This is a genomic window from Geodermatophilus sp. SYSU D00696, from assembly GCF_054050235.1.
Genome location: NZ_JBJGYY010000034.1, coordinates 1 through 23,709, shown reverse-complemented (window position 1 = coordinate 23,709; position 23,709 = coordinate 1). Strand labels below are relative to the sequence as shown.

At 74.6% G+C, this 23,709-nt stretch carries 18 protein-coding genes; 15 read left to right on the top strand and 3 right to left on the bottom strand.

Features of this window, described 5'->3' with window-relative positions; all coding sequences use genetic code 11:
- Positions 1-20: 20 nt before the first annotated feature.
- Positions 21-2,342: a malto-oligosyltrehalose synthase gene (treY, locus tag ACI79O_RS18835; RefSeq protein WP_456914900.1), complete on the bottom strand. Its 2,322-nt coding sequence runs from the start codon at positions 2,340-2,342 to the stop codon at positions 21-23.
- Entirely contained in the window at positions 2,339-4,453 is a 2,115-nt protein-coding gene (glgX, locus tag ACI79O_RS18830; RefSeq protein ID WP_456891873.1) for a glycogen debranching protein GlgX, read from the bottom strand. The genes treY and glgX overlap by 4 nt, the downstream gene beginning before the upstream one ends.
- 478 nt (positions 4,454-4,931) lie before the next feature.
- Here glgX and uvrB point away from each other — a divergent pair, with 478 nt between their 5' ends.
- From uvrB to ACI79O_RS18790, 8 genes are all read left to right on the top strand, one after another.
- The gene (gene uvrB / locus ACI79O_RS18825) at positions 4,932-7,043 is read left to right on the top strand and encodes an excinuclease ABC subunit UvrB (RefSeq protein ID WP_456891875.1); all 2,112 of its coding nucleotides are present in this window, start codon (positions 4,932-4,934) and stop codon (positions 7,041-7,043) included.
- Between the two features lie 244 nt (positions 7,044-7,287).
- Positions 7,288-8,388, top strand: coding sequence for a TerC family protein (locus ACI79O_RS18820; protein ID WP_456914899.1), 1,101 nt, complete (start codon positions 7,288-7,290; stop codon positions 8,386-8,388).
- Positions 8,389-8,626: 238 nt separating this feature from the next.
- The gene (locus ACI79O_RS18815) at positions 8,627-9,223 is read left to right on the top strand and encodes a TerD family protein (RefSeq protein WP_456874248.1); all 597 of its coding nucleotides are present in this window, start codon (positions 8,627-8,629) and stop codon (positions 9,221-9,223) included.
- A gap of 204 nt (positions 9,224-9,427) precedes the next feature.
- Positions 9,428-10,804, top strand: a complete 1,377-nt coding sequence (locus ACI79O_RS18810; RefSeq protein WP_456914898.1) for a VWA domain-containing protein — start codon at positions 9,428-9,430, stop codon at positions 10,802-10,804.
- 79 nt (positions 10,805-10,883) lie between these two features.
- Complete coding sequence (locus ACI79O_RS18805; protein WP_456891881.1) at positions 10,884-12,086, top strand: HpcH/HpaI aldolase/citrate lyase family protein; 1,203 nt, start codon at positions 10,884-10,886, stop codon at positions 12,084-12,086.
- A complete protein-coding gene (locus ACI79O_RS18800; RefSeq protein WP_456914897.1) occupies positions 12,083-13,369 on the top strand; it encodes a phosphoribosyltransferase domain-containing protein in 1,287 nt (428 codons plus the stop codon). Before ACI79O_RS18805 ends, ACI79O_RS18800 begins: the two co-directional genes overlap by 4 nt.
- Positions 13,366-14,493 (top strand): cysteine protease StiP family protein, encoded by a 1,128-nt coding sequence (locus tag ACI79O_RS18795; protein ID WP_456891885.1) that lies wholly within the window; start codon positions 13,366-13,368, stop codon positions 14,491-14,493. Before ACI79O_RS18800 ends, ACI79O_RS18795 begins: the two co-directional genes overlap by 4 nt.
- Complete coding sequence (locus ACI79O_RS18790) at positions 14,490-15,296, top strand: hypothetical protein (RefSeq protein ID WP_456891887.1); 807 nt, start codon at positions 14,490-14,492, stop codon at positions 15,294-15,296. Before ACI79O_RS18795 ends, ACI79O_RS18790 begins: the two co-directional genes overlap by 4 nt.
- A gap of 2 nt (positions 15,297-15,298) precedes the next feature.
- On the opposite strand, the gene ACI79O_RS18785 is transcribed toward ACI79O_RS18790, so the two are convergent.
- A complete protein-coding gene (locus ACI79O_RS18785) occupies positions 15,299-16,573 on the bottom strand; it encodes a hypothetical protein (RefSeq protein ID WP_456914896.1) in 1,275 nt (424 codons plus the stop codon).
- Between the two features lie 260 nt (positions 16,574-16,833).
- On the opposite strand from ACI79O_RS18785, the gene ACI79O_RS18780 reads away from it, so the two are divergent.
- The 7 genes from ACI79O_RS18780 to ACI79O_RS18750 all read left to right on the top strand — a co-directional run.
- Positions 16,834-17,955, top strand: a complete 1,122-nt coding sequence (locus tag ACI79O_RS18780) for a DUF475 domain-containing protein (RefSeq protein WP_456891890.1) — start codon at positions 16,834-16,836, stop codon at positions 17,953-17,955.
- Between the two features lie 152 nt (positions 17,956-18,107).
- A complete protein-coding gene (locus tag ACI79O_RS18775; protein ID WP_456874240.1) occupies positions 18,108-18,725 on the top strand; it encodes an AIM24 family protein in 618 nt (205 codons plus the stop codon).
- A 3-nt stretch (positions 18,726-18,728) separates the two neighbouring features.
- Complete coding sequence (locus tag ACI79O_RS18770; RefSeq protein ID WP_456891892.1) at positions 18,729-19,373, top strand: AIM24 family protein; 645 nt, start codon at positions 18,729-18,731, stop codon at positions 19,371-19,373.
- 10 nt (positions 19,374-19,383) lie between these two features.
- Positions 19,384-20,364, top strand: a complete 981-nt coding sequence (locus tag ACI79O_RS18765; RefSeq protein WP_456891893.1) for an AIM24 family protein — start codon at positions 19,384-19,386, stop codon at positions 20,362-20,364.
- Positions 20,365-20,435: 71 nt separating this feature from the next.
- Positions 20,436-22,181 (top strand): prolyl oligopeptidase family serine peptidase, encoded by a 1,746-nt coding sequence (locus ACI79O_RS18760; protein WP_456914895.1) that lies wholly within the window; start codon positions 20,436-20,438, stop codon positions 22,179-22,181.
- 106 nt (positions 22,182-22,287) lie between these two features.
- Entirely contained in the window at positions 22,288-23,079 is a 792-nt protein-coding gene (locus tag ACI79O_RS18755) for a TerD family protein (RefSeq protein WP_456914894.1), read from the top strand.
- 323 nt (positions 23,080-23,402) lie between these two features.
- A partial coding sequence (locus tag ACI79O_RS18750) for an MFS transporter (RefSeq protein ID WP_456914893.1) occupies positions 23,403-23,709 on the top strand: 307 nt, incomplete at its 3' end.

Sequence of the window (23,709 nt, the reverse complement as noted above, 5' to 3'; positions counted from 1 at the left end):
GCGCCGCCGTGACCTCCGTCTCATCCTCGGACGAGCAGCGCCACGGGCAGCCGGGCGAGCAGGCCCGCCACGGGCGCCCCGCCGGCGTCGGCCACGACCCGGGTGTCGGTCAGCACGTCGCGCCAGGCGCCCGTGGGCAGCGCCAGCGCGGTGTCGCCCCAGCCGGTGGCGGCCAGCGCCACGGGCAGCCGGGTCGCCACCGTGACCGCTCCGCCCCGGTCGAAGGCGACGACGGAGCAGGCGGCGCTGCCGGTGGCCTCGACCGGCGTGTAGCCGGAGAACAGCTCCGGGGAGTCCCGGCGCAGCCGCAGCGTCCGGGAGGTGACCAGCAGTTTGGCCGCGCCGGTGTCGTCGACCCCGGGCACCTCACCGCCGTCGAGGCGGGCCAGCAGCCGCCGGCGCTCGTCGTAGTCGACCGGGCGGCGGTTGTCGGGGTCGACCAGCGAGCGGTCCTCCAGTTCGGTGCCCTGGTAGACGTCGGGGACGCCGGGCATGGTCAGCTGCACGAGCTTCTGCGCCAGCGCGTTGGACCGCCCGGCCGGGCCGATGCGGGCGACGAACGCCTCGATCTCGGCGTTGGTCGCCGGGGCGTCGTACGCGGCGTCGACCATCCCGTGCAGCTGCGCCTCGAAGGCCTCGTCGACGTCGGTCCACGTCGTCGAGGTGCCCGCCTCCCGGGCGGCCTTCTCGGCGTAGGCGTGCGCCCGCTCGCGCGACAGCGGCCAGGCGCCGACCAGGTTCTGCCACACCAGGTGCGCCAGCGGCCGGTCGGGCAGCGGGTGGCGCGCGAGCCAGCCGCGTACCAGGTCCGCCCACTCGGTGGGCACCTCGGCGAGCACGGCCAGCCGAGCCCGGGTGTCCTCGCTGCGCTTGGTGTCGTGCGTGGTCAGCGTGGTCATCGACTCGGGCTTGCGCGCCAGCCGCCGGGCCTGCGCCTCGTGGAACTCCGCGACCGTGCTGCCGAACCGGGCCGGGTCGCCGCCCACCTCGTTGAGCACCACGAACCGGGCCCAGCGGTAGTAGGCGCTGTCCTCGACGCCCTTGGCCATCACCGGGCCGCTGGTCTGCTCGAACCGGGTGGCCGCCTCGGTGCCGGCCCGCGCCAGCACCGGGTGCAGCGCGTCGACCGCGGCGACCAGGTCGGGACGGCGGTCGCGGACGGCGGCCACCGTGGCGTCGAGGTGCTCGCGGCCGTCGGGCAGGTAGGTGCGGTAGACGTCGAAGCTGGCCAGCAGCTCGGCCAGCGCCTCCTCCTCCGTCTCGACGTCGATCCCGGGCAGCTCGCCGATCACCCGCACCAGGCGGGCGACCTCCGAGCCGAGGCTGCCGTCGGTGACCTCGCGCTTGCAGTCGTGCACCAGCCGCGCGTAGTCGACCTCGCGGCCCGACAGCTCCGTGTCCAGCGCGGTGAGCGCCGCCTCGCCGGCCGGGTCGACCAGCACGTCGTCGACCTCGGCGAGGGCGTCGTAGCCGGTGGTGCCGGCGGTGCGCCAGCTCTCCGGGAGGTCCTCGCCGGGCTCGAGGATCTTCTCGACCACCGTCCAGCGCCCGCCCGAGGCCTCGGCCAGCCGGTCGAGGTAGCCCCTCGGGTCGGCCAGGCCGTCGGGGTGGTCGATCCGCAGCCCGTCGACCGCGCCGTCGGCCACCAGTTCCAGCACCAGCTCGTGGGTGGCGCGGAAGACCTCGGGGTCCTCCACGCGCAGCCCGGCGAGGGTGTTGATGGCGAAGAAGCGCCGGTAGTTGAGGTCGGAGTCCGCCCGCCGCCAGTCGACCAGCTCGTAGTGCTGCCGGTCGTGCACCTCCTGCGGGGTCCCCTCCCCGGTGCCCGGGGCGAGGGGGAAGCGGTTGTCGTAGTAGCGCAGCTCCCCGTCGACGACCTCCAGCTCCGCCACGTCGTCGGCCGAGCCGAGCACCGGGATGCGCACCCGGCCGCCGAAGTCCCAGTCGATGTCGAACGCCGCCGCGTGCGCGCTGTCCCGCCCGTGCCGCAGCACGTCCCACCACCACGGCGCCTCGGCCGCGTCGGCCACGCCCATGTGGTTGGGCACCAGGTCGAGCACCAGCCCCAGGCCGTGCTCGTGCAGTGCGGCGACGAACCGGTCCAGGCCCGCCCGCCCGCCGCGCGACTCGTCGACGTGCGCGTGGTCGACCGTGTCGTACCCGTGCGTGCTGCCCGCCGCCGCGCGCAGCAGGGGCGAGGAGTAGGCGTGGCTGACACCGAGGTCGGCCAGGTAGCCGGCCACCGCGGCGGCGTCGTCGAGGGTGAAGTCGGCGGTCACCTGCAGCCGGTAGGTCGCCGTGGGGACGGCGCGCCGGCGCTCCTGGCCCGTCGGGCCGCTCACGAGCGGCGCTTGGCCGACAGCACGACCATCGACCGGTCCTGCAGGGTCAGCGACTCGCCCGGCTTGAGCTCGACGCGCTCGACCTCGCCCAGCTCGGCGGTGTCGAGGACGACGGTCCACACCTGCGCGTACTCCTCGGGCGGCAGGGCGAACTCGATCGGCTCGTGGTGGGCGTTGAAGGCCAGGAAGAAGTGGTCGTCGACGACGTCCTCGCCGCGCTCGTCGGTCGACCGGATCCCGTGCCCGTTGAGGTACATGCCGATCGACTTGGCGTAGCCGGCGTCCCAGTCGTCCTCGGTCATGAGGTCACCGGAGGGGGTCAGCCAGGCGATGTCCTGCACCGGCTCGCCCTCCGCCCGGCGGACCGGGCGGCCGTGGAAGAAGCGCCGCCGCCGGAACGTCGGGTGCTCGGTGCGCAGCCGGGTGACCAGCTTGGTGAACTCCAGCAGCCCCTCGTCGACCTCGTCCCAGTGGATCCAGGTCAGCGGGGAGTCCTGGCAGTAGCCGTTGTTGTTGCCCTTCTGCGTGCGGCCCAGCTCGTCGCCGTGCAGCAGCATGGGCACGCCCTGGCTGAGCATCAGCGTGGCGAGGAAGTTGCGCCGCTGGCGGGCGCGCAGGGTGAGCACCTTCGGGTCGGTCGTGGGCCCCTCGACGCCGCAGTTCCAACTGCGGTTGTGGCTCTCGCCGTCGTTGTTGCCCTCGCCGTTGGCCTCGTTGTGCTTCTCGTTGTAGGAGACCAGGTCGGTGAGCGTGAAGCCGTCGTGGGCGGTGACGAAGTTGATGCTGGCCACCGGGCGCCGCCCGGAGTGCTGGTAGAGGTCCGAGGAGCCGGTGATCCGGCTGGCGAACTCCCCGACCGTGGCGCTCTCCCCGCGCCAGAAGTCGCGCACCGTGTCGCGGTACTTGCCGTTCCACTCCGTCCACAGCGCCGGGAAGTTGCCCACCTGGTAGCCGCCCTCGCCGACGTCCCACGGCTCGGCGATCAGCTTCACCTGGCTGACCACCGGGTCCTGGTGCACCAGGTCGAAGAACGCCGAGAGCCGGTCGACGTCGTGCAGCTCGCGGGCCAGCGCCGAGGCGAGGTCGAAGCGGAAGCCGTCGACGTGCATCTCGGTGACCCAGTACCGCAGCGAGTCCATGATCAACTGCAGCGCCTGCGGCGTCCGGGCGTTGAGCGTGTTCCCGGTGCCGGTGTAGTCCATGTAGTACTGCGGGTCGTCCTCGACCAGCCGGTAGTACGCGCGGTTGTCGATGCCCTTGAACGACAGCGTCGGCCCGAGGTGGTTGCCCTCGGCGGTGTGGTTGTAGACCACGTCGAGGATGACCTCGATGCCCGCCTCGTGCAGGGTGCGGACCATCCCCTTGAACTCCTGCACCTGCATGCCGTTGTCGGTGTTGCTCGCGTACTCGTCGTGCGGCGCGAAGAACCCGATGGTGTTGTAGCCCCAGTAGTTGCGCAGGCCCTTCTGCTGGAGGGTGTCGTCCTGCACGAACTGGTGGACCGGCATGAGCTCGATCGCGGTGACGCCGAGGCCCTGCAGGTAGGAGACGACGGCGGGGTGCGCGATGCCGGCGTAGGTGCCGCGCAGCTCCTCGGGCACGTCGGGGTGGGTCATGGTCAGGCCCTTGACGTGGGCCTCGTAGATGACCGTCTTGTGGTACGGCGTCCTCGGCGGGCGGTCGACGCCCCAGTCGAAGTACGGGTTGACGACGACGGACTTCGGCATGTGCGCCGCGGAGTCCTCGTCGTTGCGCTCACCGGTGTCGAAGTCGTAGCCGAAGACCGACGGGTCCCAGTCGATCTGGCCGTCGATGGCCTTCGCGTAGGGGTCGAGCAGCAGCTTGTTCGGGTTGCAGCGCAGCCCCTGCGCGGGGTCGTAGGGGCCGTGCACGCGGTAGCCGTAGCGCTGCCCGGGCTGGATGCCGGGCAGGAACGCGTGCCACACGTAGCCGTCCATCTCCGGCAACCGGATGCGGGTCTCGGTGCCGTCGTCGTCGAACAGGCACAGTTCGACCTTCTCGGCCACCTCGCTGAAGATCGCGAAGTTGGTGCCGGTGCCGTCGAACGTGGCTCCGAGGGGGTAGGCCGTTCCGGGCCACACCTGGGTCATGGACGTGTTTCCTCCTGCACGGGCGCCCCCGGCGGGGTCAGGGGGCGCGGTGGCCCCCCGCCACGACCGTCGGCAGGGGGTCTGGGCACAGGGTGCCCGCGCGTCCCTTGCCCGAAAGGGGCGGCTCCACACCTGACGCGGCGGAGGTCACGTCCGCGCCTCCCGCCCACCGTCCGGGGCGCCCCGGACGACGACGCCCCCCGCGGCAGGCCGCGGGGGGCGTCGTGCGCAGGTCCGGCGGTGCCGTCGGTGGCCCGGTCCGGGGAGCGCGTCGCGGGGTCCGACCTCGCCCGGCGTCCGGGTGGCACTGGTCCCTGGCGCGCGCTCCTGCGAGGCGTCACGCTAGCGCCCGGGCCGCACCGGCACGAGCACCGAGGCCGCGATCGGTCAACCGGCGGCGTCCCCCGGTCCCGTCCGTCGCAGGGGCCACGTCCGGTCCCACCGGTTTCTGTCGCCGGTCGGTCGTACCGTCGTTCCCGTGCGCGCGACCACCGACATCCGGCCCACCCAGGGGCGTTTCCGCGTCGTCAGCGAGTTCCAGCCCTCGGGCGACCAGCCGGCCGCGATCGAGGCGCTCGCCCGGCGGGTGAACTCGGGCGAGACGGACTCCGTGCTCCTCGGCGCCACCGGCACGGGCAAGTCGGCCACCACGGCCTGGCTCATCGAGCAGGTGCAGCGGCCCACCCTCGTGATGGCGCCGAACAAGACGCTCGCCGCGCAGCTGGCCAACGAGTTCCGGGAGCTGCTGCCCGACAACGCCGTCGAGTACTTCGTCTCGTACTACGACTACTACCAGCCCGAGGCCTACGTCCCGCAGACCGACACCTACATCGAGAAGGACTCCTCGATCAACGAGGAGGTCGAGCGGCTGCGGCACTCCGCCACCCAGGCGCTGCTCACCCGGCGCGACGTCGTCGTGGTCGCCACCGTCTCCTGCATCTACGGCCTGGGCACCCCGCAGGAGTACGTCGACCGGGCGCTGCGGATCTCGGTGGGGGAGGAGCGCGACCGCGACGAGTTGCTGCGCACGCTGGTCGAGGAGCAGTACACCCGCAACGACCTGTCCTTCACCCGCGGCACGTTCCGGGTGCGCGGCGACACCATCGAGGTCTTCCCGGTCTACGAGGAGCTCGCCGTCCGGATCGAGATGTTCGGCGACGAGGTCGAGCGGCTGTACTACCTGCACCCGCTGACCGGCGAGGTGGTCCGCGAGGTCGAGGAGCTGTTCGTCTTCCCCGCCACCCACTACGTCGCCGGCCCCGAGCGCATGGAGCGGGCCATCACCGCCATCGAGGCCGAGCTCGAGCAGCGGCTGGCCGAGCTCGAGCGGCAGGGCAAGCTGCTGGAGGCGCAGCGGCTGCGCATGCGCACCACCTACGACATCGAGATGATGCGCCAGGTCGGCTTCTGCTCCGGCATCGAGAACTACTCCCGGCACATCGACGGCCGCGCGGCGGGCTCGGCAGGTGCCTGTCTCATCGACTACTTCCCCGACGACTTCCTGCTGGTCATCGACGAGTCCCACGTCACCGTCCCGCAGATCGGCGGCATGTACGAGGGCGACATGAGCCGCAAGCGGACGCTGGTCGAGCACGGCTTCCGGCTGCCCTCGGCGATGGACAACCGCCCGCTGAAGTGGGAGGAGTTCACCGACCGGATCGGCCAGACGGTCTACCTGTCGGCGACGCCGGGGCCCTACGAGCTCGGCCGGGTCCAGGGCGACGTCGTCGAGCAGGTCATCCGCCCGACCGGCCTGGTCGACCCCGAGGTCGTGGTCAAGCCGACCAAGGGCCAGATCGACGACCTGGTGCACGAGATCCGGGTGCGGGTGGAGAAGGACGAGCGGGTCCTGGTCACCACGCTGACCAAGAAGATGGCCGAGGACCTCACCGACTACCTGCTCGAGCTGGGGATCAAGGTGCGGTACCTGCACTCCGAGGTCGACACCCTGCGCCGGGTGGAGCTGCTGCGGGAACTCCGGCAGGGCGAGTACGACGTGCTGGTCGGCATCAACCTGCTGCGCGAGGGGCTCGACCTGCCCGAGGTGTCCCTCGTGGCCATCCTCGACGCCGACAAGGAGGGCTTCCTCCGCTCGGGCACCTCGCTGATCCAGACGATCGGCCGCGCCGCCCGCAACGTGTCCGGGCAGGTGCACATGTACGCCGACACGATCACCCCCTCGATGGCGACCGCGATCGAGGAGACCAACCGGCGCCGCGAGAAGCAGATCGCCTACAACCGCGAGCGCGGCATCGACCCCCAGCCGCTGCGCAAGAAGATCGTCGACATCCTCGACGGCATCTACCGCGAGGCCGAGGACGGCGGCGCGGAGCTGGTCGGTGGCTCGGGCCGCCAGCAGTCGCGCGGCAAGGCACCGGTCCCGGGGCTGTCGTCGAAGACCCGCGGGAAGGCCGGCGCCATCGACGTCCAGGGCCTGCCGCGGGCGGAGCTGGCCGACCTGATCAGCCAGATGAACGAGCAGATGCTCGCCGCCGCCCGCGAGCTGCAGTTCGAGGTGGCCGCCCGGCTGCGCGACGAGCTGTCCGAGCTGAAGAAGGAGCTGCGCCAGCTCGACGCCGCCCACGCCTAGGAAGCAGACGCAACCGTCCGGATCGACCGGGAACCCGGAACGGTCCACCGGCCGTTGGCCGTTGCGGACCTCCCGTGTGGCGCGCCCTGTTGTGCGGGTACCGGTCCCGCGTGGAGGGGAGTATCCCGACGCGGTGGTGTCGTCAGCACGGGCCGCGGCCCCGGCGCCATCGGCCGACCGGTTCCCGGTCGGTGGGAGAGACCTCCGGTGCTGACAGCTGCCAGTGGACCGGAGGTACCGCCTGATGGACGTCCCGCTCTGGGTGTGGGGGATCACCGTCGCCGCGATCGTGGCCATGATCGCGTTCGACTTCATCGGCCACGTGCGCACGCCGCACGCGCCCACCCTGCGCGAGTCCGCCACCTGGTCGGCGATCTACGTCGCGCTCGCCATCGTGTTCGGGATCCTGGTCTGGTGGTTCGCGGGCGCGCAGTACGGCGGTGAGTACTTCGCCGGCTACATCACCGAGAAGAGCCTCTCGGTGGACAACCTGTTCGTCTTCGTCCTGATCATGGCCAGCTTCGCGGTGCCCCGGGAGCTGCAGCAGAAGGTGCTGCTGTTCGGCATCGCCTTCGCCCTCGTCCTGCGGACGGTCTTCATCTTCCTCGGCGCCGCGGCGATCGAGAACTTCAGCTGGGTCTTCTACCTCTTCGGCGCGTTCCTCATCTACACCGCCATCGCCCAGGCGCGGGCCAGCGGCCACGACGACGACGAGTTCAAGGAGAACGCGTTCCTCCGGCTCACCCGGAAGATCGTGCCGACGACGCAGGAGTACCACTCCGACCGGATGACCACGAAGATCGACGGCAAGCGGTACATCACCCCGCTGGCCATCGCGCTGGTCGCCATCGGCAGCGCCGACATCCTCTTCGCGGTCGACTCGATCCCGGCGATCTTCGGCCTGACGCAGGAGACCTTCCTCGTCTTCACCGCCAACGCCTTCTCGCTGCTGGGCCTGCGGCAGCTGTTCTTCCTCATCGACGGCCTGCTCGACCGGCTGGTCTACCTGCACTACGGCCTGGCGGTGATCCTCGGCTTCATCGGCATCAAGCTGCTCATCCACGCGCTGCACGAGAACGAGCTGCCGTTCATCAACGGCGGCGAGCACGTGACCGCGATCCCCGAGGTGCCGACCTGGCTGTCGCTGGCGGTCATCGTCGTCACCCTGTTCGTCACCACCGTCGCGAGCCTCGCGCGCAGCCGCCGCGACGCCCGCGAGGCCGCCGCGCAGGGCACCGTCGGCCGGGGCGCGGCCGCGGTGGCCGGCGAGACCGGGGTCCCGACCGCGGAGCGGCAGAGCGAGGACCAGCCGCGGCCGGCGACCCGGCCCGCACCACCGGCCTGACCGCGGTCCGCGGGGTCACCCGGGCGGGGCACCCCGCCCGCGTTGCCGAGCCTGTTGCTCCCGGTGACCGTGCGGCAGTATCCGAGACACGTCCGCTCCGCCGGGTGCCCGACCGGGGCCCGGCGCAGCGGTGCCGGGGGACAGCGCCGGGCGCCCGCGCCTGCGCACCTGCCCGGTGGCGCCGGCCCGTCCGGCGTGCTGCGCCAGCGGCGACCGCCGCTGCGTGACCGACAGTGACATGGGAGTCCAACTGATGGGTGTCAGCCTCTCCAAGGGCGGGAACGTCTCGCTGACCAAGGAGGCGCCCGGCCTGACCGCGGTGAACGTGGGCCTGGGCTGGGACGTCAACACGTTCTCCGGGGGCGACTTCGACCTCGACGCGTCGGCGATCATGGTCGACGCCGGTGGCAAGGTCACCCCCGACGACTCGGGCTTCGTCTTCTTCAACAACCTCCGCAGCCCCGACGGCTCGGTCGTCCACGTCGGTGACAACCTCACCGGTCAGGGCGAGGGCGACGACGAGGTCATCCAGGTCAACCTGGCCGGGGTCCCGCCGACGGTCGACAAGATCGTCTTCCCGGTCTCGATCTACGACGCCGACAACCGCAAGCAGAACTTCGGCGCCGTGCGCAACGCCTTCATCCGCGTCGTCAACCAGGCCAACGGCTCGGAGATCGCCCGGTACGACCTCACCGAGGACGCCTCGGTCGAGACCGCCATGGTGTTCGGCGAGCTCTACCGCAACGGCCCGGACTGGAAGTTCCGCGCCGTCGGCCAGGGCTACGCCTCCGGCCTGCGCGGCATCGCGCAGGACTTCGGCGTCAACGTCGGCTGACCGCCACCGGGCCCGGACGGCACCCGTCCGGGCCCGGTGCCCCCGCGCGCGCCGACCCCTCCCGTTCCGGGTCTCCCCGACGTACTGTCCCCGCGCTTCCGACCCAGCCCCCGAGACCCGGAGGTCCCGCCCCGCCATGCCCGCTGCCCCGGTGGCCGCCGTCCACCCGCCCGCACCCCGCTCCCTCGGCTGAGCGGCGGCAGCGTGGTCCACGTCCTGACCCGGGGCGGCAACGTCGGCCTGGCCCAGGCCGGCCTGACCGGTCCCGTCGTCGTCACCCTCACCTGGAACCCGGCGCCGGGCGTCGACGCCGACCTCTCGGCGTTCCTCACCACCGGCGCCGGCCGGGTCCGCAGCGACGACGACTTCGTCTTCTACAACCAGCCCGCGGGTGCCGGCGGCGCGGTGCGCCACCTCGGCAAGTCCGTCCGCGGCGGCGTCACCGTCGACCGGGTCCGCATCGACCCGGCCGCGCTGCCCGCCGACGTGGAGAAGGTCGTCATCGGCGCCTCCCTCGACGGCGCGGGCACCTTCGGCGGGCTCACCGGCCTGGCCGTCGAGGTGGCGCCCGACGGCGGCGCGCCGGCGGCGGTCCGCTGCGAGCTGGCCGCCGGACCGGAGACCGCGCTGGTCTTCGCCGAGGTCTACCGCCGCGGGGCCGACTGGAAGGTCCGCGCGGTCGGGCAGGGCTACACCGGCGGCCTGGCGGCCATGGCCACCGACGTCGGCGTCAGCGTCGACGACGAGCCCTCCGCTGCCCCGGCGCCGGCCGCTCCCGCCGCCCCGCCGCCCGCACCTGCCGCGAGCGCGCCGCCGGTCAGCATGGAGAAGCGGCGGCTGGTCGACCTCGAGAAGAAGCTCGCCACGCAGGCGCCGCAGATGCTCAGCCTGGTCAAGTCCGCCGGGGTCAGCCTGGAGAAGCGCGGCCTGGGCGAGCACACCGCCCGGGTGGCGCTGGTCCTCGACATCTCCGGCTCGATGGCCGCGCTCTACCGCGCCGGCGCCGTCCAGCGGCTGGCCGAGCGGGTGCTCGCGCTGGGCCTGCGCTTCGACGACGACGGCGTCGTCGACGTCTTCCTCTTCGGCAAGGACGTGCACCGGCCCGAGCCGGGTCTGCGGCTGGAGGGCCACCAGCAGTACATCGCCGAGCTCACCTCCCGGTACCCGCTGGAGTACGACACCCGCTACGGCGCCGCGATGGCCGCCGTCCGGCAGGCCTACTTCGGCGACAGCCGCGAGCGCGTGGAGCCGCAGCCGGCGCAGGTGCCCGTCTACGTCATGTTCCTGACCGACGGCGCCCCCAGCGACAAGGCGGTGGCCACCCGGCAGATCCGGTCGGCGTCCTACGAGCCGGTGTTCTGGCAGTTCATGGGCATCGGCCCGGAGCGGCAGTTCTCCTACCTGCAGCGACTCGACGACCTCGAGGGCCGCTACACCGACAACGCCGACTTCTTCGCCGTCGACCAGGACGACCTGATGGGCCGCCGGCCGATCAGCGACGACGCGCTGTTCGACCGGCTGATGACCGAGTACCCCGGCTGGCTGCGCCGGGCGCGCGCCCAGGGCCTGCTGCGTCCCTGAGCCGCACCTGCCCGAGACCCACACCGGCCGTCCAGGCCCCGTCCAGCCCGCATCCAGCAGAGGGTGAGAGGGATCGACCGTGCGCCACTTCGCCTACCTGACCGACGACGAGCGGGAGCGGCTGTTCGCCGTCCCGCCGGGGGAGGTCGGCCCCGCCACGCCGCGCGCCATGCTGGCGCTCGCGCTCGGCGCGACGCTCTACACCCCCGGCACCCGGCCGCTGCTGGATGCCGACGCCGCCCGTGCCGCCGCGGCCGGGGCCACGAGCACCGTGTGGTGCCTCGAGGACGCCATCCCGCACGCCGCCGTGGGGGAGGCCGAGGCCAACGTCGTCGCGGCGCTGCAGCGCATCGACCGCCGGGTGGCCGAGGGCGACACCGCGCCGCTGCCGCTGGTGTTCGTGCGGGTGCGCACGCCCGAACAGATCCGCTCGATCGCCGTCGGGGCGGGTGCGGCGCTGTCCCGGCTGACCGGGTTCAGCCTGCCCAAGGCCACCGGCGCCACCCTCGGGCCGATGCTCGAGGCGATCGCCGAGGTCAGCGCGGACACCGGCCACCCGCTGTACGGCATGCCCATCCTCGAGACGCCCGACCTCGCGTGGCGGGAGACCCGCGCCGACGCGCTGGCCGCCCTCGCCGAGGTGGTCGCCGCCCACCGTGAGCAGGTGCTGTGCCTGCGCGTGGGCGGCACCGACCTGTCGGGGCTGTTCGGCCTGCGCCGCGACCGCGACACCACCATCTGGGACGTCGCCGTGGTCCGCGACTGTCTGGCCGACGTGGTCAACCGCTTCACCCGGGGCGGCGAGCACGTGGTGACCGGCGCGGTCTGGGAGCACATCCCCGGCCCGCGGCTGTTCAAGCCGCAGCTGCGGCAGTCGCCGTTCACCGAGCAGCACGAGGGCCGGCTGCGGCAGCGGATGATCGCCGGCGACCTCGACGGCCTGGTGCGCGAGGTCGCCCTCGACAAGGCCAACGGGGTGCTCGGCAAGACCGTCATCCACCCGGCGCACGTCGCGGTGGTCAACGCGCTGCTCACCGTCTCCCGCACCGAGTACGACGACGCCCTCGAGATCCTCACCGCCCGCGGCCGCGGCGGGATCGCGGTGTCCGAGAACGGCCGGATGAACGAGATCGGCCCGCACGCGCTGTGGGCCGAGCTGATCAGCCGCCGCGCCGCGGTGTACGGCGTGGTCGCCGACGAGGCCGCGCTGGTCGACCTGCTCTCGGCCGGGGAGCGCCGGCTGGCCGAGGTGTTCGGCGGGAACGAGGTCCACCGGGCGTGACCACCACGATCACCGGTGCCCCCTGGCTGGGCGGCACCGTCTCCGCGCTGCTCGACGTGCGGGCGTCCGACCCCGGCCGCTTCGCCACGCTGTGCGGCCTCGCGCTGCGCGACAACCCGCGCCGCGCCCACCTCGTCGTCTCCCGTGTGCTCGGCAAGCACGTCCCGGTCGCCCCCGCCGACGTCCTCGCCGCCGGGCACGCGGTCGGCGACGCCGTGGCCGCCGTCCTCGGCGGCGAGCTGCCCGGCCTGGTCGTCGGCTACTGCGAGACCGCCACCGGGCTCGGCCACGCCGCGGCCGCCCGGCTCGGCGCGACCGCCCTGTCCACCACGCGGCGGGTGCACCCCGGCGTGCCCGTGGCCGCCGCGTTCGAGGAGGAGCACTCCCACGCCGTGGCCCACGCCCTGCAACCGGCCGGGCCGGTGACGCTGGCCGCGCCCGGCCCGCTGGTGCTGGTCGACGACGAGCTGACCAGCGGGCGCACCGCGCTCAACACCGTCGCCGAGCTGCACGCCCGCTGGCCGCGGTCGCGCTACGTGATCGGCGCGCTGCTCGACGCCCGGCCGCCCGCCGCCCGGGCCGCGTTCGCCGAGCGGGCCGCCGCGCTGGGCGTGCGGGTCGACGTCGCCGCCGTCCTCACCACCGCGCTCACCCTCCCCGACGACGTCCTCGAGCGGGCCGCGGCCGCCCGCGCCGCGCTGCCCGGCCCGGCGCCGCTGCCCACCGGGGCGCCCGGCGCGGTCCGCGTGCACGAGGGGCTGTGGCCGGCGGGCGCGCCGACCACCGCCCGGCACGGGCTGACCGCCGCCGGCACCACCCGGCTGCACGCGGCCGCCGGCACGGCCGCCGCCGCGCTGGCGCCGGCGCTGGCCGGTAGCCGCGGCGTCCTCGTGCTCGGCACCGAGGAGCTCATGTACGCGCCCACCGTGCTCGCCGCCGCCCTCGACCGGCGGCTCGCGGACGTCCCCGTCACCACCCAGTCGACCACCCGGAGCCCCGTGCACGCCGCCGACGACCCCGGCTACGCCCTGCGCCGCAGCCTGGCCTTCCCCGCCCCCGACGAGCCCGCCCGCACCTCGCGGGTGCACAACCTCGCCGACCCGGCGGCCGTCCCCCCGGCCGGCCCGTGGTCGGACCTGCGCGCCGACGACGTCGTGGTCGTGGTCGACGCCCCGGCCACCGACGCCGCGCCGCTGGCGGAGGCGCTGCAACCGTTCGCCGCCCGCGCGGTGCACGTGGTCCCCGTGCCGCTGTCCTCGCCGCTGGCGGAGCCGGCCCCGTGACCGCGCTGCAGCCGCCGCTCGCGCCGGCGGTGCCCGGCCGGTTCGGCTCGTACCCCGTCGAGGACGTCACCTGGCTGCTCACCGACCTGTCCGGGGTGGCGCTCGAGCGCGGCACCGAGGACCGCGAGGAGGCCATCCAGTCGGGCACCCACTACTCGGAGATGCTGCCGGTCGAGTACCAGCCCGACGACGCCTACCTCGCACTGTTCACCAGCGCGCTGGAGGCGTCGGCGGAGCGGCTCGCCGACGCCGTCGCCCGGGTCGGCGAGCTGGTGTGGGACGCCGCGGCCGCCGCCGGGCACACCCCCGTCCTGGTCTCGCTGGCCCGCGCCGGGACGCCGATCGGCGTGCTGCTGCGCCGCTGGTTCCGGGCCTCGCGCGGCATCGACGTGCCGCACTACACCGTCTCGATCATCCGCGGCCGCGGCATCGACCAGGTGGCGATGGCGCACGTGCTGGCCCGCCACCCGGCCGGTGCGGTGCGCTTCGTCGACGGCTGGACCGGCAAGGGCGCCATCCAGCGACAGCTGACCGAGGCCGTCGCCGGCTGGGTCGCCGCGCACCCCGAACACGCCGCGCTGGACGACCGGCTCGCCGTGCTGGCCGACCCCGGTGTGTGCACCGAGCTGTTCGGCACCCGCGACGACTTCCTCATCCCCAGCGCCTGCCTGAACAGCACGGTGTCCGGGCTGGTGTCGCGGACCGTGCTGCGCGAGGACCTCATCGGCCCGGGAATGTTCCACGGCGCGAAGTACTACGCCGAGCTCGCCGGCGCCGACGTCTCCGCGCTGTTCGTCGACACCGTGGCGGCCGCGTTCCCCGCCGTCGCCCCGGCCGACGACGTCCCAGCCGCGCGGCGCCGGCCGACCTGGGCCGGGTGGGCGGCGGTCGAGGCGATCGCCGCCGAGCACGGCATCGCCGACGTCAACCTGGTCAAGCCCGGGGTGGGGGAGACCACCCGGGTGCTGCTGCGCCGGGTGCCGTGGCAGGTGCTGGTCCGGCCCGACCGCGCCGCCGACCTGCGGCACGTCGTCGCCCTCGCCCAGGCCCGCGGGGTGCCGCTGGTCGAGGTGCCCGGCCTGCCCTACTCCTGCGTCGGGCTGATCCGGCCGGTGGGCCGGTGACCGCCGTCCTGCCGGCGACCCTGGCCGCCGTCGACCTCGACCGCACGCTCATCTACTCCGCGTCCGCGGCCGGCGGCACCGACGGGCTGCGGGTCGTCGAGCACCTCGACGGCGCCCCGCTGAGCCACGCGACCCCGGCGTCGTGGGAGCTGCTGGCCGAGCTGGCGCGCCGCGCCGTCCTCGTCCCGGTGACCACCCGCACCGCCGCGCAGTACGAGCGGGTGCAGCTGCCGGTGGTGCCCCGCTACGCGCTGTGCGGCAACGGCGGCGTGCTGCTCGCCGACGGCGTGCGGGACCCCGAGTGGGACGCCTGGGCGGCGGCCACCGCGGCGCAGGCGGGGCCGCTGGCCGAGCTGCTCGCGCCGCTGGAGGCGGTGGCCGGCGAGCCCTGGGTGCGCACCGTGCGCGCCGCCGAGGGCCTGTTCGGCTACCTGGTCGCGCACGCGCGCGAGGCGATCCCGGAGGAGTGGCTCGCCGCTGCCGGCGCCGCCGCGGCCGCCGCCGGGGCCACGCTCAGCGTGCAGGGCCGCAAGGTCTACGTCGTCCCCGCGGGGCTGTCCAAGGCCGCCGGGCTGCTGCGGCTGCGCCGGCTGCTCGCGGGCGCCGGCCCCGCGCCGCGGCTGCTGTGCGCCGGCGACAGCCTGCTCGACGCCCCGATGCTGCTCGCCGCCGACGCCGCCGTCCGGCCCGCGCACGGCGAGCTGCACGAGCAGGGCTGGACCGGCGCGCGGGTCGCGGTCACCGCGGCCACCGGAGCCGCGGCGGGGGAGGAGATCGTCCGCTGGCTGCTCGAGCGGACGTGAGGTCACTCCGCCCGGGCGGTGCGCACCAGCCCGGCCAGCCCCCGCTCGATCGACTCGGCCTCCCGCAGCACCGCGCCCCAGTCCGGCCGGTCGGCGCGGGCGGCCGCCTCCAGCGCCGGCAGCCGGCGGGCGAGGTCCTCGAAGGTCCGCCGGTAGCGGCGGGCGCGGTCCTCGGGCAGCCCGGCCAGGAACCGCCGGGCGTCGACGACGGCCCGCTGCACCGCGCCCAGCAGCGATGCCGGATCGGACCGGACGGCGTCCAGCCGGGCCAGCCGCTCGGTCGCCGCGCGCACCTCGTCGTCGACCCGCCCGGCCGCGGCGCGGACCCGGACGAGCTGCGCGGCGGCCTCCGGCACGTCGACCGGGGACGCGTCCAGCGCCGCGGTCAGCGCGGTCAGCGCCGCGTCGGCCTCGGCCAGCGCCTCGGCCGCCCGCTGCGGCGCACGCTCGACGTCGGCCCACGCCGACAGCGGATAGCGCCGCCGCAGCTCGCTCATCACCGGCGCCAGCCGCTCGTGGCGGGTGCCCAGCGCCTCCCGGCGGGTGCGCACCGACGCCGCGCCGCGGCGCACCTCGGCGGCACGGCCGGCCAGCCCCCGGAGCCGCTCGGCCCCCGCGTCGGCGGCCCGGCGGGCCCGCTCGGCCGCGGCCACCGCGTCGGCGGCCCGGCGCTGGGCGAGGGCCGCCTCCGCGCCGGCCAGCGCGGTGGCGGCGTCGTCGAGCAGGACCGGCACCCCGGGGTCGGTCAGGCCGGTGGCGGCGGAACCGGCGAGCGCCTCGCGGGCGGCGGTCAGCGCGGCCGACGCCGCGGCGACGGCCGCGCCGGCGGAGGCCCGGACGCGGGTGGCGGCGGCGAGCACCTCACCGTACTGCTCGCGGAAGCGCCGCACCTGGTCGAGGACCCCGCGCAGCGCGGCCGCGGCGGCGTCGAGCTCCCGGGCCGCGGCGCGGGCGCGCCCGGGGTCGACGTCGTCGTGACCGGCCAGCGCCTGCAGGTAGTGTCCGATGACCGCGTCGGCGTGCGTCGAGAGGTCGTGCCAGTCGCGCGCCAACGAGTCGGGGACGGGGATGTGGTGGTGAGCCCGTCGTCCACCGGCGCCCGCGGTCCCGCCGGCCTCCTCGGCCGCGGCCACCGCGTCGGGCAGGTCGGCCAGGGCCGCGTCGAGCTCCAGCATCGCCGCGGCGGCGGCCTCGCGGGCCGCGCCCGCCTCGCGCCGGCCGGCCTCCCGGTCGCGCCGCCACCACCGGGGAGCGGGGTCACCACCGAGCCCGCCCACGACCGTCTCCCTCCGCGTCGCCGGCGCGCTCGCGCCCCGGCGTCGTGCCTACCACGTCGGGACCGCGCACTCCCGGACGGACGGTCCGGTCCGCCCGTCCGGTCGACTCCGTCACACCCGTCGCCCGCAGCCCGGGCGGCGGGAACGTCTGGCACCCGGGGCCCGTTGGACCGTGGGTTCGCCTCCCGGCCGATCCGGCTCGGTGCTGTCTGCCGTACTCGTCGCCGCCTCGTCCGTCAGGCGTCGGAAAGGAAACCCTGATGCTCCGCTACTTCGGCTTCTCCGTCGGTCTGACGGTGGCCGCGCTCGTCACCGCCGTGCTGTTCGGCGGTCCGGCGGCACTGCTGGCCGTCGCCGTCCTCGGCGTGCTCGAGGTCTGTCTCTCGTTCGACAACGCCGTGGTCAACGCCAAGGTGCTGCGCCGGATGAGCCCGCTGTGGCGGAAGCTGTTCCTCTACGTCGGCATCTTCATCGCCGTGTTCGGCATGCGGCTGCTGCTGCCGATCGTGCTGGTCGCGGTCACCGCGCAGCTGTCCATCCCCGAGGTGTGGGACCTGGCGCTGTCGGACCAGGAGGCCTACGCCGAGAACGTCGAGGCCGCGGCCGAGGCGATCTACACCTTCGGCGGCATCTTCCTGCTGATGATCTTCCTGAACTTCCTCTTCGACGAGGAGCGGGACATCCACTGGCTGGCCTGGCTGGAGCGCCCGCTGGCCAAGGCCGGCAAGCTGCCCTACCTCGCGATCATCATCGCGCTGGCGGTCATCTACATCGGCTCGCAGATCGCCGACGACGACAAGTACGCCACCGTGCTCGTCTCCGGCCTCGCCGGCCTGTTCACCTACCTGCTGATCGGCGGCCTCAACGAGCTCATGGAGGCCCCGGAGGACGACGACGCCGACGACGTGACCGCCACCGGCGCGTCGACCACCGGCGGCAACGCGGCCGGCACCGCGACCAAGGCCGTGGCCGGCGCCGGCTTCGCCGCGTTCCTCTACCTCGAGGTGCTCGACGCGTCGTTCTCCTTCGACGGCGTCATCGGCGCCTTCGCCCTGAGCAGCGACATCTTCATCATCGCGCTGGGCCTGGGCATCGGCGCCTTCTGGGTGCGGTCGCTGACCATCTACATGGTCGACAAGGGCACCCTCGACGAGTACCGCTACCTCGAGCACGGCGCGATGTGGGCCATCGGGTTCCTCGCCGCGATCATGATCCTCGAGCTGCGGTTCCACATCAGCGAGTACGTCACCGGCCTGACCGGCCTGCTGTTCATCATCGCCGCGGTGGTCAGCAGCGTCCTGGAGTCCCGGCGGGAGCGGGCCGCGGTGCCCGCCCACGCCGAGGAGCCGCGCGAGGAGGAGGTCGTCGCCGGCCGGCGCTGACGCCGTCCCTCCCAGCGGCCCCGGGGCACCCGCCCCGGGGCCGCTGGTGCGTCCGGGACACCCGGGAGTGGGTCCGGGGCGGAGCACCTTCCGCGCGGGGGGACCTCCGGTTACGGTCCCGCCGGTCCCGATCCCCGTACCGAGAGGCATCCGTGGCACTGCTCACCGCCCACAAACGCGTCCTGCACGCCGACCTCCAGGGCGACCGCGTCCGGGCCGCCAGCGGCTCGATGGTCGCCGTCGAGGGCAACGTCGACTTCAAGAGCTCCGGCATGGGCGGGGGCGGCGGCATGCGCGCGGCGCTCAAGCGCGCCGTCGCCGGCGAGAGCCTCTCGCTGATGGACTGCGCCGGCCACGGCCGCGTCTACCTCGCGCTCGACGCCATGGACGTCCTCGTCGTCGACCTGGCCGGCGACACGCTCACCGTCGAGAGCCAGCACATCCTCGCCCACACCGAGCAGCTGCGCCTCGACGTCCAGTTCGCCGGCCTGCGCGGCATGACCAGCGGACACGGCCTGGCGACGACGACGGTCACCGGCCACGGGCAGGTGGCGATCGTGTCCGAGGGCCCGGTCATGGCGCTGGAGGTCGCGCCCGGTGCCGACCTCGTCGTCGACCCGGACGCCTACGTCGGCTCCCGCGGCCAGCTGTCGATGAACCTGGTGTCGGGCGTCTCGTGGAAGTCGCTGGTCGGCGAGGACGCCGGCGAACCGTTCTCGCTCCGCTTCACCGGCTCCGGCCTGGTGCTCGTCCAGTCCGCGGAGCGCTGAGCCATGTCCTTCGAGACCGTCAACAGCAAGGTCGTGCGCGCGCACGTCGGCCCCGGCACCCCGGTGCTCGCCCGCCGCGGCTCGATGCTCGGCTACTCCGGGCAGGTCACGTTCCGCCCGGTGCACGGGCAGGGCCGCGGCATCGGCGGCATGGTCGGGGCGGCGATGTCCGGCGAGTCCAACCCGATGATGGCCACCGAGGGCACCGGCCAGGTGCTCTACGGCTACAAGGGCCTGCACGTCACCGTCCTGGAGCTCGACGGCAACGCCGCCCTGGTGTGCGAGGCCGACCGGCTGCTGGCGCACGACGCGACCCTGCAGACCAGCGTGCAGTTCCTCGGCTCGGGCGGCATCCGGCAGGCGATCAGCGGCGCGATGACCGGGCAGGGCCTGTTCACCACCAACGTCCACGGCCGCGGCGCGGTCGCGCTGCTGTCGCACGGCGGCGCGTTCCCGCTGCAGCTGGCCGGGCAGCAGGTCGGCGTCGACCCGCAGGCCTACGTCGGCCACGTCGGCCAGCTGTCGGTCGACCTCGCGGCCAAGGTCGGCTTCCGCGACGTCGTCGGCCGCGGGTCCGGCGAGGCGTTCCAGCTGAGGATCAGCGGCCACGGCACCGTGTACGTGCAGGCCAGCGAGAAGAAGTTCTGAGGGCGACGAGATGACCTACCCACCCGGCAACCCCTACGGCCAGCCGCAGGGCAACCCCTACGGCCAGCCCCAGCCCTACGGCCAGCCGCAGCCCTACGGCGGTCAGCCGCAGCCCGCGTACGGCCAGCCGCCCTACGGCCAGCCTCCCTACGGCGCGCCCCAGCACCCCGGCGGGCAGCCGCAGCCCTACGGCGGTCAGCCGCAGCCGCCCTACGGCGGCCAGCCGGCGCCGGGCGGCCAGCCCAGCGGCGTGCCGAGCACGCTGAACCCGCACACGCTGCCCGACGACGACAACGTCAACCCCTACGTGTTCTGCATCGCCCTCAACGGCGAGTGGTTCATGAGCAAGGGCGCGATGCTCGCGTACTACGGCAACATCCAGTTCGACGCGGTCACCGAGTACTCGTCGGCGCAGGCGTGGGTCGCCGCCCGCTTCTCCAGTCCGGTGTACATCTCCGACTGGGTGGTCGCCCAGGGCCACGGCAAGCTGCTCATCGGCGACCGGGGCTTCGACCTCAACAGCTACGACCTCGACGACGGCAACCTGACGATCAAGGCGAGCAACCTCTGCGCCTTCTCCAAGCAGCTGGAGCTCAAGCAGTCGATCGTGCCGGGCTTCGTCACCCTCATCGGGACGGGGAAGTTCATCGCCTCGTCCAACGGGCCGGTGATCTTCGTCGAGCCGCCGTTCCGGGCCGACCCCGACGCGCTGCTCGGCTGGGCCGACTGCCCGTCGCCGTCGGTGCACCACGACGCGCAGTGGATGACCCAGAACCTGCGCGGGATGCTCTCCGGCGCGCTGGGCCGGGCCTCCGGCGAGGAGCGGCAGTACGACTTCACCGGTCAGGGCACGATCCTGCTGCAGTCCTCCGAGGTCGCCCGCGAGGACCCGGCCGTGCTGCGGCTGGTCGAGTCCCAGACGCAGCTGCTCACCAACAGCCAGGCCGGCTCGCTGGGCCACCGGCTCGTCGCCCGGTCCCAGCAGCAGTAGCCCGCCGTCCCCGGCCCGGGTCCCGCGCGGACCCGGGCCGGGGGTGAGCGCTGCACTACGCTCGGTGCGCCATGCGGCCCGCCGACCTCGCCCTCGTGCGCACGCCGGGGACGCCCACCGTCTCGCCCGACGGGCGCATGGCGGTGGTCGCCGTCGACCGGGCCGACGCCGACGGCGTCCGCGGGCAGCTGTGGGCCGTGCCCACCGACGGCTCCGCGCCGGCCCGCCCGCTCACCTCCGGCGCGCACGACTCCGCGCCGGCGTTCTCCCCGGACGGGCGCTGGCTGGCCTACCTGTCGGCTCCCCTCGGCGGCCCGCCGCAGGTGCACCTGCTGCCCACCGCCGGCGGCGCCCCCCGGCGGCTCACCGACGCGCCGGCCGGCGCCGGCGCCCCGGTGTGGTCGCCGGACTCCCGGCGGCTGGCCTGGATCGCCCCCGTGCCCGAGGCCGACGACGGGCCACGGCTGGTCACGTCGCTGAGCACCCGTGCCGGTGCGCCACGGACCCGCGTGGTCGTCCTCGACCTGCCGGCGGACCCGCTGGGCGACGACGCCGGTGCGCTCCCGGCGCCGCGGCAGCTGACCGACGGCGCCGGGCACGACGCCGACGTGACCTGGTCGCCCGACGGCACCGCCCTCGCCTTCGTCGCCGCCCGGCACCCCGGCGCCGACCGCGACGCCGTCCGCGACGTCTACCTGGTCCCGGCGACCGGCGGCCGCCCGCGGCGGGTCACCCGCAGCCGCGGCGCGTGCCGGCAGCCGGTGTTCGACGCGGCCGGCACGACGGTCCTCGTCGTCGCCCGCCCCGACCTGGGCCCCGACGGTCTCGACGTCACCGCGTCCGCGCCGGTCCTGTGCCGGGTACCGGTGTCCGGGGGCGAGCTCGAGCCGGTGCCGGGGCGGGCGGTGCCCGACGGCGCGCCGGGGCCCGTGCGCGACGGCGGCGCGGCGCTCGTGGGCGCCGAGCGGGAGGGTGCCGTGGAGCTGGTGCGGGTGCCGCTCGACGGGGGCCCGCCCGCGACGCTGGTCGACGGCCCGTTCGCCGTGCGCGGGTGCTCCGCCGCGGCCGGCGTCGTCGTCGCCACGGTCGCCCACGACCGCTCGGCCGGGGAGCTGGTCGCGATCACGCCCAGCAGGCGTCGGCTGCTCACCGGCTTCGGCTCCGCGCTGGGCGCCACGGGTCGGCTGCACCGCACCGCGCAGCGCGCCGTCGTCACCCCGGACGGGACGGAGCAGCGGGTGTGGGTGACCGTGCCGCCGGGGCCGGGTCCGCACCCCGTGCTGCTGAAGCCCGGACCGGCGCGGCCGGAGTGGTCGCTGGCCGGCGAGGTGCAGGTGCACGTCTCGGCCGGCTACGCGGTGGTGCGGTGCGACGCGGACGCCGGCGACGTGCTCGGCCTGCTCGACGCCGTCCTCGCCGACCCCGCCCTCGACGCCGGCCGGGTCGGTCTCGCCGGCGGGCCCGGCAGCGTGCCGCTGCTGACCCGCACCGACCGGTTCGCGGCCGCCGTCGTCGACTGGACCGGGGGGCTCGACCCGTGGGGGGCGGACGACCCCGCCGACGTCGCGGCCGTCGTCACGCCGACGCTCGGCGTGCAGGACGAGCGCTGCCCGGCCGGGGCCGGCCGGCGGCTGTTCGCGGCGCTGCAGCGCCGGCGGGTGCCCAGCGCGCTGCTGCTCGTCCCCGGGGACGACCCCGCGGCGGGCCGGCCGCGGCACCGGGCGGCCCGGCTCGAGCACCTGCTCGACTGGTGGGACCGCTGGCTGCCCGTGGCGGCGACGGGGCCCGCCGACGAGGTGGCGGAGGCCTCCAGCTGAGCGCGGGGCGCGGACCGGAGGAGAGGGGCGCCCCCTAGGGTCGGGGCACGCAATCCGCCGCTCAGCGAGCAGGACCCGGTCCGCCGGGGGCCTGCGGGAGGTCTCCGTGGTCGACTACACGAAACGTCCGAAGTCCCCGCCGCCCCAGCCGCCGCAGGGCCAGCCGCCGCAGGGTCAGCCGCCGCAGCCCGGTCCCCACGGTCAGCCGCAGCCGTACGGGCAGCAGTCGCCGGCCACGCAGCCGGGCGGCGTGAACATGAGCAAGGTGTCGCTCACCAAGTCCTCGCCGTCGGTCTCGCTGACCAAGACGGCCGGCACCACGGGCGTGCTGAGGGTCAACCTCAACTGGAACTCCAGGCCCGGGGGCGGCGGAGGCGGTGGCGGCGGCTTCCTCAAGCGGCTGGCCGCGGCCGCCGGCGGCGGGGCGATCGACCTCGACCTGGGTTGCCTCTACGAGTACGCCGACGGGTCGAAGGGCGTCATCCAGGCGCTGGGCAACGCCTTCCGCGGCCAGCACGACCTGGGCGGCGGCCGGGCGATCGCGTGGCTGGACGGCGACGACCGGTCGGGCTCGAGCTCCGGCGGCGAGAACCTGCTGATCGACCTGCAGCACACGCAGCTCATCCGCCGGATCCTGGTGTTCGCGCTGATCTACGAGGGCGTGCCGAACTGGGGTCAGGCCGACGCCGTCGTCACGATGTTCCCGGCGAGCGGGCCGCAGATCGAGGTGCGTCTCGACGAGCACGACCCGCGGGCCCGGATCTGCGCGATCGCGATGATCCAGAACCAGGGCGGGCAGCTCGTCGTCAACCGCGAGGTGCGCTACGTGCACGGCGGCCAGGACGTGCTCGACCGCACCTACGGCTGGGGCATGGACTGGACGCCCGGCCGCAAGTGAGCCGCTGAGCCGGCGCGCCCGGGGCTCACCAGCCCCGGGCGCGCCGGCCCCGTGGCGGCGACCCGCGCCTCGGGTCGTAGGGCCTCCCGGACCTCCCTACTCGATGGTCGTGCACCCGGAACGGGACCTGCGACGGATGTGGCCGTCGCCGGACCGGCCCTAGCGTGGGCCCGGTCCTGACACAGATCTCATCCGGGGCCGGTAGCCGGACGAGACGGTCCACGAGAGGCCACGCCGACGACCGCTGCCCCGAGGACCGGGCACCACGACACGGGTGGGGCGTCGGCAGCGCTGTCCTGGCCGGTCCTCCCCGGGGAGAGCTCATGAACGAGACCACCCGCGTCAGGGCGGTCGACCCGGGGGACGCCCACGCGGCGGCCGCTGGAGCGGATCCCAGTGGTGCCTTCACCCACCGGCAGATCCGCACGATCATCGTCGGCCTGATGGTGGCGATGTTCCTCGCCGCCCTCGACCAGACCGTGGTCGCCACCGCCATCCGCACGATCGCCGACGACCTGCAGGGCTACGACCTGCAGGCGTGGGCGACGACGGCGTTCCTCATCACCTCGACGATCGCCACGCCGCTGTACGGCAAGCTCTCCGACATCTACGGCCGGCGGCCGTTCTACC